This is a genomic window from Actinomyces sp. oral taxon 448 str. F0400 (genome assembly GCF_000220835.1).
Taxonomy (GTDB): domain Bacteria; phylum Actinomycetota; class Actinomycetes; order Actinomycetales; family Actinomycetaceae; genus Actinomyces.
Map to the genome: position 1 here is coordinate 2,796,874 of NZ_GL985606.1, position 15,145 is coordinate 2,812,018.

The 15,145-nt window shown below is 71.6% G+C and carries 13 protein-coding genes; 4 read left to right on the plus strand and 9 right to left on the minus strand.

What is annotated here, in order from left to right; translation table 11 throughout:
- The first annotated feature begins 102 nt into the window (after positions 1 to 102).
- A complete protein-coding gene (locus tag HMPREF9062_RS11825) occupies positions 103 to 726 on the plus strand; it encodes a TetR/AcrR family transcriptional regulator (RefSeq protein WP_009750391.1) in 624 nt (207 codons plus the stop codon).
- Here HMPREF9062_RS11825 and HMPREF9062_RS12255 read toward each other — a convergent pair.
- The 7 genes from HMPREF9062_RS12255 to metG form a co-directional block, all read right to left on the minus strand.
- The gene (locus HMPREF9062_RS12255) at positions 720 to 1,757 is read right to left on the minus strand and encodes an acyltransferase family protein (protein WP_009750392.1); all 1,038 of its coding nucleotides are present in this window, start codon (positions 1,755 to 1,757) and stop codon (positions 720 to 722) included. The genes HMPREF9062_RS11825 and HMPREF9062_RS12255 overlap by 7 nt on opposite strands.
- Positions 1,754 to 3,739 (minus strand): ABC-F family ATP-binding cassette domain-containing protein, encoded by a 1,986-nt coding sequence (locus HMPREF9062_RS11835; protein WP_009750393.1) that lies wholly within the window; start codon positions 3,737 to 3,739, stop codon positions 1,754 to 1,756. The genes HMPREF9062_RS12255 and HMPREF9062_RS11835 overlap by 4 nt, the downstream gene beginning before the upstream one ends.
- Positions 3,739 to 4,716, minus strand: a complete 978-nt coding sequence (locus tag HMPREF9062_RS11840; RefSeq protein ID WP_009750394.1) for a 4-(cytidine 5'-diphospho)-2-C-methyl-D-erythritol kinase — start codon at positions 4,714 to 4,716, stop codon at positions 3,739 to 3,741. Before HMPREF9062_RS11840 ends, HMPREF9062_RS11835 begins: the two co-directional genes overlap by 1 nt.
- Positions 4,713 to 5,714 (minus strand): 16S rRNA (adenine(1518)-N(6)/adenine(1519)-N(6))-dimethyltransferase RsmA, encoded by a 1,002-nt coding sequence (rsmA, locus tag HMPREF9062_RS11845; RefSeq protein ID WP_009750395.1) that lies wholly within the window; start codon positions 5,712 to 5,714, stop codon positions 4,713 to 4,715. Before rsmA ends, HMPREF9062_RS11840 begins: the two co-directional genes overlap by 4 nt.
- A gap of 72 nt (positions 5,715 to 5,786) precedes the next feature.
- A complete protein-coding gene (locus HMPREF9062_RS11850) occupies positions 5,787 to 6,791 on the minus strand; it encodes a G5 domain-containing protein (RefSeq protein WP_009750396.1) in 1,005 nt (334 codons plus the stop codon).
- Between the two features lie 72 nt (positions 6,792 to 6,863).
- On the minus strand, positions 6,864 to 7,805 hold the full coding sequence (locus HMPREF9062_RS11855) for a TatD family hydrolase (RefSeq protein WP_009750397.1): 942 nt from the start codon (positions 7,803 to 7,805) through the stop codon (positions 6,864 to 6,866).
- A 33-nt stretch (positions 7,806 to 7,838) separates the two neighbouring features.
- The gene (metG, locus tag HMPREF9062_RS11860; protein WP_009750398.1) at positions 7,839 to 9,677 is read right to left on the minus strand and encodes a methionine--tRNA ligase; all 1,839 of its coding nucleotides are present in this window, start codon (positions 9,675 to 9,677) and stop codon (positions 7,839 to 7,841) included.
- Positions 9,678 to 9,812: 135 nt separating this feature from the next.
- On the opposite strand from metG, the gene HMPREF9062_RS11865 reads away from it, so the two are divergent.
- Both HMPREF9062_RS11865 and HMPREF9062_RS11870 read left to right on the plus strand, forming a co-directional pair.
- The gene (locus HMPREF9062_RS11865; RefSeq protein ID WP_050795292.1) at positions 9,813 to 10,592 is read left to right on the plus strand and encodes a hypothetical protein; all 780 of its coding nucleotides are present in this window, start codon (positions 9,813 to 9,815) and stop codon (positions 10,590 to 10,592) included.
- A 25-nt stretch (positions 10,593 to 10,617) separates the two neighbouring features.
- Entirely contained in the window at positions 10,618 to 11,445 is an 828-nt protein-coding gene (locus HMPREF9062_RS11870) for a hypothetical protein (RefSeq protein WP_009750400.1), read from the plus strand.
- 7 nt (positions 11,446 to 11,452) lie between these two features.
- On the opposite strand, the gene HMPREF9062_RS11875 is transcribed toward HMPREF9062_RS11870, so the two are convergent.
- Together HMPREF9062_RS11875 and rsmI are read right to left on the minus strand one after the other, a co-directional pair.
- Positions 11,453 to 12,073: an isochorismatase family protein gene (locus HMPREF9062_RS11875; protein ID WP_009750401.1), complete on the minus strand. Its 621-nt coding sequence runs from the start codon at positions 12,071 to 12,073 to the stop codon at positions 11,453 to 11,455.
- A gap of 9 nt (positions 12,074 to 12,082) precedes the next feature.
- A complete protein-coding gene (rsmI, locus tag HMPREF9062_RS11880) occupies positions 12,083 to 13,066 on the minus strand; it encodes a 16S rRNA (cytidine(1402)-2'-O)-methyltransferase (protein ID WP_009750402.1) in 984 nt (327 codons plus the stop codon).
- A gap of 35 nt (positions 13,067 to 13,101) precedes the next feature.
- Between rsmI and HMPREF9062_RS11885 the strand changes: the two genes are divergently transcribed.
- On the plus strand, positions 13,102 to 15,078 hold the full coding sequence (locus HMPREF9062_RS11885) for a dolichyl-phosphate-mannose--protein mannosyltransferase (protein ID WP_009750403.1): 1,977 nt from the start codon (positions 13,102 to 13,104) through the stop codon (positions 15,076 to 15,078).
- Positions 15,079 to 15,145 lie beyond the last annotated feature (67 nt).

The following is a 15,145-nucleotide window of genomic DNA, read 5'->3' on the forward strand; positions in this document are numbered from 1 at the left end:
CCCGCAGGACCGATGTTGTCGGGCGCGCCACGGCGCATCGGCGGCCGGCATCACGGCGGGCCGGCCGACGACTGCCCGCACGCGGCACGGCATGATTGGCCCATGGTCAGCAAGAGCAAGCGCACCCGCATGAGCGCGGGCGAGCGTCGCGAACAGCTCATCGAAGTGGCGCGCGGCCTGTTCGCCACCAAAGGTTTCGACGGGACGAGTATCGAGGAGATCGCCGCCCGGGCGAAAGTCTCCAAACCCGTGGTCTACGAGCACTTCGGAGGCAAGGAGGGCCTGTACGCCGTCATTGTGGACCGCGAACTCAACACCATCTCGACAACGATCACCCGGGCGCTCGGCTCGTCGTCCTCCGCCTCGGTCACCGTCGAACGCGCAGCCCTGGCCCTGTTGAGCTACATCGAGGACTCCCCCGACGGCTTCCGCATCCTCTCCAGCGGCAACGACCGGGCCTCGGGCACGTACTCCACGCTGCTGGCCGACGTCGCCATCCAGGTCTCAGGACTGCTGGCCTCGCAGTTCTCCGACCACGGCATCGACCCGCGCACGGCGCCGCTGTACGCCCAGATGCTCGTGGGAATCGTGGCCATGCCCTCGCAGTGGTGGCTGGAAAACCGGACCATGAGCAAGGAGGAGGTCGCCGCCCATATGGTCAACCTCGCCTGGAACGGCCTGCGGGCCATGGAGCCCAGACCGACGCTGCGCGTCCCCGCTCAGTAGAGCCGTTTGAGAAGACCCAGCCCGCGCACCCGGGACGCGCCTACCAGGCAGACGCTCAGAGCGAAGGAGACCAGCGCGATGAGCAGTGAGCGGATCGGGCCGGCGCTGTGCGCGATATCGGCGCCGAAGGCCGTCAGCACGCCGTAGTGGACGAAGTACACCAGGCTCCCCGTGCGGCGGGCGGTCACCTGCCCGGGCAACGGCGCCCGGGCGGTGCGGGCCACCAACAGGCGCAGCAGGGCCGGGACGAGAACGACCGCGCACAGCGAGCAGGTGGCCACGGGCTCCGCCAGGTCCGCTCCGAATGCGGCCCGACGTCTTACGAAGACCTCGCCGAGCATGCCGATCCACGCCACCGCGGTAACGACGACGGCCGTCCGGGGCCGCCACCCGCCGGTGCGCGCGACCCACGCCCCGGCCGCCACATAGCACGCACCGGTGAAAACACCGTCGCGCGGTGCGAGGGACAGATCGTTGAGTCCCGTCAGAAGACCGCCGACGAGTCCCTGGACTCCGCCCCCGGAGAGCATCCCCCTCCCCTGAGCGCCGTAGGCGAGCGTTCCGACGGCACTGAGGCAGGCCAGGACGACGAGCAGTCGTCCCGGAGACATCACCCGCAGGCCGATGGCAACGATGCCGATGCCGATGGCCGCGGTCGGCAGATACCACAGATGCGTCATCCCGCCGGTGAGGACGAGCCGAACCAGGTGGACGGGCCCTTCGAGGCCCTCGGACAGCTGGTCGTGGACGATGACGGGCAGATAGAGCACCACCCAGATGAGGTAGAGCTCGAGGAGGCGCCGGATCTGGCGGCGCACCGGAGGATTCATCCTGCGGAAGAGGAGGTATCCGGAGATCGCCAGGTAGAGGGGGACCGCCAGGCGGGCCGCACCGGCTGTGACGTAGGTGTTGACGGTGGGGGCGGGTCCGGCGAGGGGGGCGGTGTGGATCCAGATGACCAGCAGCGCCAGGACGGGCTTGACCAGGTCGATCCCGGGGACGATGGCGGAGGGCGCGGATGGGCGACTCATGGCTCCAACACCTCGGCCGCCTCCAGCCATTGCGTCTCCAGCTCGGCGCGGGAGGTCTGGGCGGCGGCGAGCTGCCTGCCGAGCCCGGCGAGCTCGTCCGCACGAGTCGGATCGGCCGAGACGGCCTCCAAACGGCCGTGCAGCGCGTCGACGGCCTGCCCGGCCCTGTCGAGACGGCGCTCGATGCGAGCCAGGTTCTTCTGGGCTCGGCGTCGATCGGCCCCGCTCAGACCCGGCCGGGCGTCGCCGTCGGGGTCCGCGGACCCGGCTGACCCGGCTGATCTCGCGGGTCCGCCGGGTCCGCGCCCGGCCGGCTCGCCGCCGCGCACGCGGACCGCGTCGTCGACCTTCACGGCATCGCGCCGCAGCCGGAGGTACTGCCCCACTCCCCCGGGCAGGTCGCGCACGCCGCCGTCGCCCAGAAGGGCGACCTGGTGGTCGGTGACCCGTTCGAGCAGGTAGCGGTCGTGGGAGACGACGACGAGGGTGCCGGGGAAGGAGTCGAGGATGTCCTCGACGGCGGCGAGCGTGTCGGTGTCCAGGTCGTTGGTGGGCTCGTCGAGGAGCAGCACATTGGGCTCCGTCATGAGCAGACGCAGCAGCTGGAGGCGGCGGCGCTCACCGCCGGAGACCTCGCCCACCCGAGTCCAGGCGCGCTGGCGGGTGAAGCCGAGGCGTTCGACGAGCTGGGCCGCGGTCAGCTCCCTGCCGCCCGCGCTCACCCGCTCGCCGACCATGGCGACCGCCTCGACGACCCGCACGTGGGCCAGGGCGTCCAGCTCGTGGGTGGACTGGGACAGGGTCGCGACTCTGACCGTCTTCCCGCGCACGACGCGCCCCCGGGTCGGCTCGAGGGCGCCCTCGAGCAGCCGCAGCAGGGTGGTCTTGCCGGCGCCGTTGACGCCGACGACGCCGACGCGCTCGCCCGGCGCCAGACGCCAGGTCACGTGACGCAGCACCTCCGTACCCTCAACACCCGCCGCATCCGCCTCGTGAGCCGCGGGCACAGCGTCCTCAGCGGGTCCGGCACTGCGCCGGGCGCGAGGAGCGGAGTAGCGCACGGTGACGTCCTCCAGTTCGATGACCCTCTTGCCCAGGCGGGCGGTGGCCATGGCCTGAAGCTCGACGCCGTCGCGCGGCGGCGGCTCATCGGCGATGAGGGCCTCGGCGGCGTCGATGCGGAAACGCGGCTTGGAGGTGCGCGCCGGCGCCCCGCGGCGCAACCAGGCGAGTTCCTTGCGCAGAAGGTTCTCGCGCTTGGCGGCGGCAGCAGCGGCCCGCCTGGCCCTCTCGGCTCGGGCCAACACGTAGGCGGCGTAACCGCCGTCGTAGACCTCGACCCTCCCGGGCGTCTGGGGGCGGCCGCCGTCCGAGTCGACCCCGGGGACGACCTCCCACACGTTGGCGCACACGGCGTCGAGGAACCAGCGGTCGTGGGTGACGGTGACCAGCGCGCCAGCGCGTCGTCGGGCCGCGAAACGAGTGTTCAGGTGGCGGGCGAGCCAGTCCACGCCCTCGATGTCGAGGTGGTTGGTGGGTTCGTCGAGGATGACGACGTCGGCGTCCGCGGTCAGCACCGCCGCCAGGGCGACCCGCCGGCGCTGACCGCCCGAGAGGGTGCCGACCCGGGCATCGAGGTCGATGTCCGCCAGCAGGCCGGCGTGGACGTCCCGCACCGGGGCCCGCGAGGCCCACTCGTACTCGGGCGCATCGCCGTGCACGGCCGTGCGCACGGTGGCGCCGGGATCGAATCCGTCGGACTGGGGGAGCATGACAACGCCGGTGGCCCCGGAGCGGGTGACCCGACCGCCATCGACGTCGCGGACGCCCGCGAGCGCCGCCAGGAGAGTCGACTTGCCGGCGCCGTTGGGCCCCAGGACGCCCACGCGGCTGCCGTCGCCGATACCGAGGGTCACGTCGTCCAGGAGGATACGCGAGCCCACCACGATGCGAATGGACTCGGCTCCCAGTAGGTGCGCCATCAGCCCACCATCCGGGCCCCGGCCACGGGGGCGTCGACTCTCACGGTGCCGCGCACCGGACCGGAGGTCTCCAGCGCGCGGGCGACGCACGCGGCGCTGCCCGAGTCGGGCACGAGGGCGGCCACCGTCGGGCCCGAGCCGGAGACGATGGCGCGCAGCGCCCCGGCGCGTTCGGCGGTCGCGATGACGTCGGCCAGCTCCGGGCGCAGCGAGAGCGCCGCCTCCTGGAGGTCATTGTGCAGTCCGGCGGCCAGAGCCCGAGCGTCCCCGCAGCGCAGGGCCGCGGTCATCTCCTCGCAGGCCTCGGCGAGCGCGGCCGGTGGCTGCGGGGTGAGTTCGTCGAAGCGCCGGAAGACCGCCGGCGTGGGCAGGCCCCGCGAGGCGAGGGCGAGGACCCACAGGTACCGGCCCCGGGTCATCAGCGGGGTGAGGCGATCCCCGCGTCCGTGCCCGACGGCGGTGGCGCCCAGGAGCGGGAAGGGGACGTCGGCGCCGAGGCGGGCCGCCAGTGCCTGCAGGTCCTCGGGTCCGAGGCCGGTGCCCCACAGGGCGTTGCACGCCGTCAGCGTCGCCGCGGCGTCGGCGGATCCGCCGGCCATGCCACCGGCCACGGGCACGCGCTTGCGCACGATCAGGTCGACGCCCTCATCCACGCCGGTCGCCTCCGCCAGCAGGCGCGCCGCGCGCACGGCGAGGTTGGCGCCGTCGGCGGGCACACGGGCATCGGCCTCCTCAAGGCGCAGCGTGATACGGCCCCGCTCGAGGCGGGACTGGCTGCGGGCGGTGACCGTCTCGATGAGCCGCACCGCCTGGAAAACGGTGGTCAGCGGGTGGTAGCCATCGGGGCCGGGGGCGCCGACGGACAGGAACAGGTTGATCTTCCCGGGCGCCTCGACCCTCACGGTCGTGGCGGAGCCGGGCCGGGGCGGTAGCGGTGCGCGCGGATCGGCGCCGGGAACGGCTCTCAGGTGGTTCATCGGTTCTCCTGTGCAGTGGGGGCGGGCAGGGAGCCGGTGGCCGCGAGGGTCTCGGCCAGGGCCGCGAAAGCGGCGACGTCGAGCTTCTCGCCGCGCAGCGACGGGTCGATGCCGGCGGCGCGGGCGGCGTCCTCGGCGGCTCGCGGGCCGCCGGCCAGGGGGGCGAGCGCCTTGCGCAGGGTCTTGCGGCGCTGGGCGAAGGCGGCATCGACAACGGCGAAGACCTGGCTGCGACTGGCGCTGGTGGCGGGCGGTCGACGGCGGGAGAGTTCGACCAGGGCGGAATCGACGTTGGGCGCGGGCCAGAAGACCGTGCGGCCGATGGTGATCGTACGGCGGGCGGCCGCGTACCAGGCGGTCTTGACGCTGGGGACGCCGTAGGTCCGCGAGCCGGGCGCGGCGGTGAGGCGGTCGGCGACCTCCGCCTGGACCATGACGGTGGCGCTCCCCAGATCCGGCAGGGCGGCGAACAGGGTCAGGAGCACCGGTACGGCGATGTTGTAGGGCAGGTTCGCCACCAGCCGGGTCGGGGCGGGGGCATTCTCCGGCATACCCAGCGCGGCCGGCGCATCGATGGTCAGGGCGTCGGCGAGGACGACGCGGAGTCGGCCGACGGCCCCCGGCGCGCGATCGGCGACGGTGACGGGCAGGGCACGGGCTAGGACCGGATCGACCTCGACGGCGGTGACGCGGGCCCCGGCCTCCAGGAGCGCCAGAGTCAGAGACCCGAGCCCCGGGCCGACCTCCAGCACGCTCTCCCCGAAGAGCACGCCCGCCGAGTGCACGATGCGGCGCACAGTGCCGGGATCCTGGACGAAGTTCTGCCCGAGGAGCCTGGTGGGACGGATGCCGAGCGCTGTGGCCAGACCCCGAACATCACCGGGCCCGAGCAGGCGAGCGCCGGCGTCCGCCTGCTCGACCGGACGCGGGGCGGACCGATCGCGTGTCCGCGCGCCGGAGGCGGAGGCGACGTCGATCGCGTCGGGGGTCTGGGCCATGGGTCCAGCGTAACGGGCACCACCGATGCGACGGCGCATACCTCCGGTCCCGCAAGACGGGCGTGTGACGGATCAGTACCAGCCGACGGACTGGGAGTGGGCCCAGGCACTGCACGGGGTGCCGTAACGCCCCTCGATGTACTGCATGCCCCATGTGATCTGCGCGGTGGGGTTGGTGGCCCAGTCGGCGGACACCGAACTCATCTTGGAGCCGGGCAGGGCCTGGGGGATGCCGAAGGCACCGGAGGAGGCGTTCTGCGCCTGGTAGTTCCAGCCGGACTCCTTGTTCCACAGGCTCTGCAGGCAGGAGAACTCGCTGTCCGCCCAGCCGTGGGAGCCCAGGAGCGAGCGGGCGATGGACTGGGCGCCCTCCGGGGTGGTGCCGTCACCGGAAGCGCTGGCCGCAGGAGCGGCGGCCTCCGATGAGCCGCCCCCGGTATCCGCCGGGGCGGCCGCCGTGTCGCCGCCACCGCCGCCGGTGCTCGCTGAGGCGGGCTGCGAGGCGGAGCCGGTACCGACCAGAACGACCTCGTCGACCTTCTCGGTGACCACGACGCTGGACAGCGCCACACGCGAGACCTCGGCACCGTCCTGGGCGGTGACCTCGTACGTGGTACGAGTGACGCCGTCGACACCCTCGGTCTCGACCCTGGTCTCGCCCTCGGGCAGGGAGTCGGTCTCCTTCTCGACGCTCCCGTGGGCCTCGGTGGTCTCCTCGGTGACGGTGTAGACGGAGTCGGACTGGCCCTCGACGACCATCCCCGCGGACTCGGTGGTGGTCACATCGGCGCCCTGAGCGCCGATGGCGGCCATGCGTGCCTGGCTCTCACTCAGGGGCTTGACGTTGCTGTCGCCCATCTGCGTGGCGGCGTAGGCGCCGCCGGAGACTGCCAGCGACAGGGCAGCGGCGACCCCGCCGGCCCGGTACATCATGGGAGCCACGGACGTCTTGGCCGCGCCATCAGCACGGCGACGGCCGTGAGTACCTGTGTTGGCGCCGGGCAGGCTCTTGGAGGCCAGAGCCCCGAGCTCGACGAGCGTCGTGCTCCATGAGCTGGTCTGGGAGTGTCGACCCACGGTAACTTCCTAACGGTTGGCGATCTGCCCAGCACGCTAGCGGACAATCCGTCGACTGGGCAATGCCAAATGTCACACCTGCGGGGATTCCGCCCCATAGACCATCTCGGTGTTCCGTGCTAAGAGGACGCACGTCTCATCCTCCGTCAGGCCCCGCTGCTCGGCGAGGAAGCGCACCGTCTCCCCCATGAGGTAGGAGGCGTTGGGCCGCCCCCGCCACGGAGCGGGCGGGAGGTAGGGGGCGTCGGTCTCCACGAGTAGCAGCTCGTCGGGGACGTGCGCCAGGGCCGCGCGCAGAGCATCGTTGGCCGGGTAGGTCACGGGCCCGGCCACCGAGGCGTACCAGCCGTGGTCGGCGCAGGCGCGGGCGAGGCCCTCCCCGCCGCTGAAGCAGTGGAAGACGGTGCGCTCGGGGGCGCCGTCGGCCTCCAGCACCTCGACGCACTCGGCATGGGCGTCCCGGTCATGGATCTGGAGCGGCAGGCCCGTCTCCTTGGCCAGGGCGACGTGGTCGCGGAAGGCCGCACGCTGGACGGCGGCCCCGCACGCGCCCGTGCGGAACAGGTCGAGGCCGGTCTCGCCCACGGCCACGACGACGTCGCGACTGTCGCGCACAAGGCGCTCGAGGCGGGCCAGAGCCAGATCGAGGGGCTCGTCGTGGTACGGCTCGCGGACGGGGGTCAGGCCGTCGGGCCCGACCTCGCGCACCCCGGCGTGCGCGACGGCCTCATTGGGGTGGACGGCCAGCGCCACGCGCACGCCCGGCAGCGTGCGGGCGAGGCCGATGCTGCCCTCCCAGGCGGGAGTCTGGCAGGCCGAAGTGATGATGCTTCTCACGCCGGCATCGGCGGCGCGCGAGACGAGCTCGGCCGCGCTCAGCGGCGCCTCGGCCCCGGGCCCCTCGACCGGCAGACCGGGCACGGGCAGATGCGTGTGATTGTCGGTGACCGGTGTCGCCAGCGGGGCGACAGCGCCGGCGGGCGGCCACGAGCGGTCGCGCCTCCTGCGGCTCATGCCTCACTCCTCAGCGAACGCGCCGCGCCGATCTCACCGGCAGGGCAGCTGGTCGGCGTAGCGCGAGAGCTCCTCGTCCACGATCGATTCGTCGAGCTTGACGAAGACGGGGGACGGCTTGGCCACCGGCGTCCCGACGACGACCTCGCGGCGCCCCCAGGCGGGGGCGGCGGTGTAGTCGCCGGTGATGATCGGGTAGCCGGTGCGCCCGGCGAAGGCCTCGGGCAGGACCTCGGGGTCGAGCTCATCGACCTCACGGATCTCGGGCATCGGGGCGACGTCGCCGGCCCCGCCCATGACGCGGTCGACGTCGTTGGCCGCATGCGGCAGGAAGGGCGAGAGCATGAGGTTGAGATCGACCACCACCTGGGCCAGGGTGTGCAGGATCGTCGACAGGCGCCGCCGGGCCGGGTCGTCCTCCTCGCTCTTGAGCTTGAAGGGCTCGGTGTCGGCGATGTACTTGTTGGCCTCGCCCACCAGCCGCATGACCTCCGCGAGGGCGGCCTTCTGCCGGTGGCGGGCGATGAGGCCGCCCACGTCGACGAAACCGGCCTCGACGGCGTCCAGAAGCGCACGGTCGACGTCGTGAAGCTCGGCGGGCCGCGGGATCTCGCCGAAGCGCTTGTGAATCATGGTGGCGGTGCGGTTGACCAGGTTCCCCCAGCCGGCGACGAGCTCGCCATTGGTGCGGCGAACGAACTCCGCCCATGTGAAGTCGGCGTCGGCGGTCTCGGGGCCGGCGGCGCAGATGAAGTAGCGCAGGGCGTCAGCCTGGTAGCGGGTGAGGAAGTCGCGCACGTAGATGACGATGCCGTGCGAGGAGGAGAACTTCTTGCCCTCCATCGTGAGGAACTCGCTGGAGACCACCTCGGTGGGCAGGTTGAGAGCACCCAGATCCCCGGGTGCCCCGCCCCTGTCCCCCTGCCCGTTGTAGCCCAGGAGCTCGGCGGGCCAGATCTGGGAGTGGAAGACGATGTTGTCCTTGCCCATGAAGTAGTAGGACAGGGCGTCGGGCTCGTTCCACCAGGCCCGCCAGGCCTGCGGGTCTCCGGTGCGCCGCGCCCATTCGATGGAGGCCGACAGGTACCCGATGACGGCATCGAACCACACGTACAGGCGCTTGGTGGGCTGGTCCTCCCAGCCGGGGACGGGGATGCCCCAGTCGATGTCGCGCGTCATGGCGCGCGGTCTGATCTCTCTGAGAATGTTCTGGGAGAACCTGATGACGTTGGGCCGCCAAGTGCCGGAGGCCTCGCGCTCATCGAGCCAGGCCCCCAGCGCGGTGGCGAGCGCGGGCAGATCGAGGAACCAGTGGGTGGACTCCACGAACTCAGGGATCTCGCCGTTGATGCGTGAACGGGGATTGACGAGGTCGGTGGGGTCGAGCTGGTTGCCGCAGGTGTCGCACTGGTCGCCGCGCGCCCCCGGCGTCCCGCAGATCGGGCAGATGCCCTCGATGTAGCGGTCGGGCAGGGTGCGGCCGGTCGACGGGCTGATCGCGGAGCGGGTGATCTCCTGGACCATGTAGCCGTTGTCACGCACGGTGCGGAACATGTCCTGCACGACGCGGTAGTGGTTGCCGGCCGTGGTCCGGGTGAACAGATCGTAGGACAGACCGAGCGCGACGAGGTCCTCGACAATGGCCCTGTTGTTGCGGTCGGCGAGCTCGCGGGCGCTCACGCCCTCCTCGTCGGCGGCCACGAGGATGGGGGTGCCGTGCTCGTCGGTGCCCGAGACCATGAGGACGTCGTGGCCCGCCATGCGCATGTAGCGCGAGAAGACGTCGGAGGGGACACCGAAGCCGGCGACGTGACCGATGTGGCGCGGGCCGTTGGCGTAAGGCCAGGCGACCGAGGACAGGATGTGGCTCATGACCGTAAGCCTATCCGGTCCCCCGTGACCAGCGGGTCCACGACCCGTATGGTACCAGCGGGTCCACGACCCGTATGGTAGAGGGATCCGGGTCGCCACTGCCGGGCCGCCCCTTCCGCGTCGAGGAGTTCTCCAATGTCCTATCCCCCGCCCTCCGGATCACCCTACCCCGCCGATCCGCAGCAGCCCGCGGGCGCGGGCTCGGCCCCGCAGGCCGACGGCTACGGCGCTCCCGCAGCGGGTCCGACGATGCCCCAGCCCGACCCGTACGCGCCCGCCGGCGCTTTTTCGATGCCGCCGCAGCCGGATCCCTACGGCTACGGCGCCCCCCAGCCCGCCGCCGGCCCCACGGTCAAGAGCCGCAAGCCCCCGGCCATCCTGCTCGCCGCCGGCGCCGTCGTGGCCGTCGTGGCGGCCATCGTCCTCGCGGTCTCGGCGGTCCCCATGGTCAATGCCACCAACTCCATGGCTCAGATCGCCCCGACCGGCACCTCGACCGCGTCGCTGAAGGCCGACTCCGACTACGGGCTGTACGGCAACGGCTCCTCGACGTGCAACGTGACCGGGCCCGACGGCAGCAACGTCCAGGTCAGCCCCCCGTCGTCGGACACGTCCACCACCCTGAACAACAAGACCATGTTCGGCCACTTCACGACGACCGCGTCGGGCGACCACACGATCTCCTGCACCACCTCCGGCGTCCAGGACGTCTACGTCGGCAACGCCATCTCGATGGGCGGCGTGGTGGGCACCGTCGCCGGCGTCCTGATCGGCATCGCCCTCGGCGTCGTCGGCGTGGCTCTGCTCATCGCCGGCGGCGTGTGGCTGGGCGTGCGCAGCTCGGGCAACAAGAAGGCTCTCCAGGGGCAGATCTCGTCCGGCTACACGGGGGCCGGGCAGTGGCCCGGAGCGTGAGGACGGTCATGGGGGCCGGGCGCCCATGACGGCGTGGAACCGGCCGCCCGCCCAGGGCTCCGCGATCGTCACCACCTGGGCCGGTCTGCGCCGCCGCTCGAGGCGTCCACGGATCACCATCCGTCTAGGCGCCTCGCTGCTGCTGATCGCCCTGGCCGTCCTCGTCCTCGCCCTGCGCACCAACCCGTCCAGAGCCAACGCGGCCGTACCTGTGACCGGCGACGGAACCCGGCGGAGCGTCACCCTGCGGGAGAACACGCAGTACGGCCTCTTCTCCGACGACCACAATCTGAGCTGCGAGGTGACGGCGCCCTCGGGCGAGGCGCTGACACTGTCGGACACGACCGGATACTCCGCCCGCACCTCCCGCCAGGTGCTCGGCTTCCGCTCCGCACGAGCCGGAACTTACACCGTCTCCTGCACGGGAACCGGTGAGATCACCGTCGATATCGCCGACATCTCCCCCGAATTCTCTCGCGCCACCCTCTTGTACACGTGCGCACTGACGACGGGGGCGCTCGGAGGCCTGCTCGTCCTGGCGGGCGCCGGCTGGCTCCTGGTGCTCCGGCAGCGCACCCGATCCGCCCTCGCGGGCCCCGCCGGTCCAGCGGGCTCGGCGCCCCCTCCAAGCACCGGTGCGCTCCCGCCCGGGCACACGCCGACTGCCGGACCCGACGCCGCAGGCGGCCCGTCGCGGCAGGTTCCGCCCGTCCTCTCCGCCTCGCGGGCGGCACCGCCGCCGGCCCCGACCAGCCCGTACGGCTACGGCCTGCCGCCGCAGCGGGTCATCTACCGGCCGGCACCGCCACGCGGCTCCGGCGGCCGACGGCCGCACTCGACCACTCCCGACTGACCGGCGTTCAGGCGCCGGAGGCGCTCGCCGCCCGCGAGGTGATGAGCTCGGCACCGGCGGCGCTCAACGCGGCGCGGGCCGCCTCGCCCTGCTCGGGGCTCACGGGTTCGGTCAGGTCGGTGAGCACGCGCACGGCGTAGCCTCGACGCAGGCCGTCCAGGGCGGTGTCCTTGACGCAGTGCGACTCGGCGAGCCCGACCACGTCCAAAGCCGTGACACCGGCGCCGGCCAGGAGATGATCGAGGTCGGTCCCGTCCTCGCTAACGCCCTCGAACCCCGAATAAGCGGCGGCGTACTGCCCCTTCTTGACGCGCGCATCCGGTTTCAGCTCCGCCAGCGCGGGGTGGAGCTCGGCTTCGGAGGTTCCGGCGACGCCGTGAGGCGGCCAGGTATCGATGAAGTCCGGTGCGGACGAGAAGTGCGAGCCGGGGTCGATGTGCCAGTCCTGCGTGGTGACCACCATCCGGTAATCGCCGCGGTGGGCGGCCACGTAGTCCGCGACGCGCGCGGCGACGGCGTCGCCGCCGGCGACGGCGAGCGCACCGCCCTCGCAGAAGGTCGGTTGAACATCGACGACGATCAGAGCGCGGACGGTCGGTGCAGGATCTATGGCACTGCTCTCTGTCATGACACCACCTTAGCGGAGGTGGCGGTCATGTCCAAGATCGCCCGCAGGGCTTTCCGCAGAATCTTCCGGGACGGCGTGCTCACCTCCCGCGGTCGGATCCGTCTCCCGCAGGGCGAGGGCGGCCCGGTACACCTCGTTGGGGCGCAGTCCAGCCCGTTGAGCCGTCCATCCGGCGGCCGACTTCAGCCTCATTCCGCCGTCGGCCAGTTCCAGAGCCTCCCGGGCGGCCGAATGCGAGTCGGCGGCGAGGGCCGGGGCCCCGGCGACGACGATAACGACTTCTCCCAGGACCGCCTCGGCGGTCGCCTCGACGAGTTCGCCCAGGGTCGCCCGCCGCACCTGCTCGTGAGTCTTGGTCAGCTCTCGGCACAGCGCCGCCCGACGTCGGGCCCCGAAGGCCCGCACCATGGCGTCCAGGGTGTCGCGAGTGCGGCGCGGGGATTCGAAGAAGATCATGGTGCGCCGCTCGGCGGCCAGGGCGGTCAGGGCGCGGTGCCGTTCACCGCGCCTGCGGGGCGGGAAGCCCTCGAAGGTGAAGCGATCACTGGCCAGCCCCGAGACGGCGAGCGCGGCGAGCACCGCGGAGGGACCGGGCGCGACGGTCACGGGCACGCCCTCATCGGCGGCGGCGACGACGAGCCTGTAGCCGGGATCGGACACCGAGGGCATACCGGCGTCGGAGATGACGAGGACGCTGCGTCCCGAGCGCGCCTCTCGGATGAGCTCGACCGCCCTGTCCCGCTCGTTGTGCTCGTGGAGGGCGAGCAGGCGCCCGCCCACGCGTACGCCCAGCCGCTGAGCGAGCGCGAGGGCCCGCCGAGTGTCCTCCGCGGCGACGACGTCGGCGTGCGCGAGCCCCGCCCGCAGTCGTGCGGAGGCGTCCCCGGCGTTTCCGATGGGAGTGGCCGCCAGGGTGATGGCGCCGCGGCTCGGCACGTCGGTGTCGGGCGGGGCCGGCTGCGCGTCCGGCAACGCCGGGGTGGTGTCACTCATGGTTCCAGTATGGTGGCCCGTTTAGACTCGCGGCCGTGATCTCACGCAGCGTTCCTTCGCCTGATGACGCCTCGGGCGCCTCTGCCAGCGACCCGCGACCCGCCGACGATCCCGTCGAGGGAGATCCCGCTGCCCCGGCTCAGGAGACGCAGTCCTCCACCCAATGGGCCGACCCGCGAGGGACGGGCCCCTTCGACACGTCGGGCCCCTACGAGGCGAGCCCCTACGGTCCGCTCCGTACGGCCGTGCAGCAGGAGGACGACGTCCGGAGCGCGCGGTCCACCCGGTCGGAGGACCAGCTGCGCTCAATACTCGGCCTGGACCCGGTGGGGTGGGTCCTGCCCGTCTCGGTCCGCCTCAACGGGTGGATCGTCACAGCGGTGACCGGGGTCATCGCCGTGCTGACCCGTTTCATCGGGCTGGGCCACCCGCATTCGCTCATGTTCGACGAGATCTACTACGTCAAGGACGCCTACGCCTTGTGGCACAACGGCTACGAGTCGACATGGTCCAAGGACTCCGATCCCCTATTCGCGCACGGCGACTTCTCGGGGCTCACGTCGGAGCCGTCCTTCGTGGTGCACCCTCAGCTCGGCAAGTGGATCATCGGGGCGGGCATGGAACTGTTCGGGGCGGACTCCTCATTCGGTTGGAGATTCATGCCCGCCCTGGCGGGCGTGGCCACCGTCGTGCTGCTGACCAGGCTGACCATGCGTCTGACCCGCTCGCCCCTCCTGGCCGGGCTCGCCGGGCTCCTGCTCGCTATCGACGGTACGGCCATCACCGAGTCCCGCATCGGACTCCTCGACATCTTCATCGGTTTCTTCGCAACCCTGACCGTCTACTTCGTCGTGCGGGATCGGGAGTGGTCGCGCGCCCGGCTCGCCCGCGACTTGTCGGGCACCGCCATCGGACATCTGGCGCCGCGCGCGCATCTGCGCCCGTGGCTGCTGGCCGCAGGGATCGCCGCGGGCCTGACCTGTTCGATCAAGTGGTCCGGCCTCTACCTGCTGGCGGCGGTCGGGGTCCTCGTGGTCGTCTGGGATACGCTGGCACTGCAGCGCGTGGAGGCCAGGGCATGGCTCCTTGAGGGCCTTATCGCGCGCAGCTTCGGCGATTTTCTGCGCCTGGTCCCGACCGCCCTGGTCGTGTACGTGGCCGGCTGGTGGTCGTGGTTCCTTCACGCGGACGCGTACAAGCACGGGTGGGCCGCCAGTGAGCGGTTGACCAACGGCACTGTGACGCGCTCGTGGTTGCCCGATTCTCTCAACGATTTGCTGGAATACCACCAGGTCGCCTACGGCTTCCACGTGAAGCTGAATTCGCCCCACCAGTACATGTCCAAGCCGATCGGCTGGCTCGTGCAGTGGCGGCCGACGTCGTTCTACTGGCCCAGTGCCGAAGAGCTCGGCGGACGGGATTGCGGCTCCGACCGCTGCGTTGCGGCCATCACCTCCATCGGTAATATCCCTATCTGGTGGTCGGCGCTCGTCGCCCTCGTCTTCGCGGTCGCCGTCCTGGCGGTCAAGAACCGCGATTGGCGGGTGTGGGTGGCGCTCGTCGGCTATGCGGGCCTCTACCTGCCGTGGTTCCTGTACGGAAAACGCACGATTTTCACGTTCTACACTGTGGCCTTCGTGCCGTTCGTCGTGCTGGTACTGGTCCTGTCTCTCGGCTCGGCGATGGGCGCGCTCGCTCCCGTTCCCGGATCGCGCGAGGCGGAGTACGAGGACCGGATGCTGCGGCTGGGGTACCTGGGCGAGGACCGGCCGCATCCCCGGGGCGCGTTGGCGGCCTACCTCGGTTTCGGCACACAGCCCACACGACTGCGGCTGTCACAGGAGTGGACGGGCGTGCCCGCGTGGCGTCTGCACGTCGAGGGCGTCGTCTTGACGGCCTGCGTCGTACTCGCCTCGGTGGTGTTCGCGATCCTATGGTGGCCGATCTGGACCGGCGAGCCGGTGCCCTATGATTTCTGGCGCTGGCATATGATTCTGCCGTCCTGGATCTGAGCGGACGCTTCATCGCTTCACGACGCAAAGAACACGCGCATTTGGACGGATAACACGTGTGGTTCGT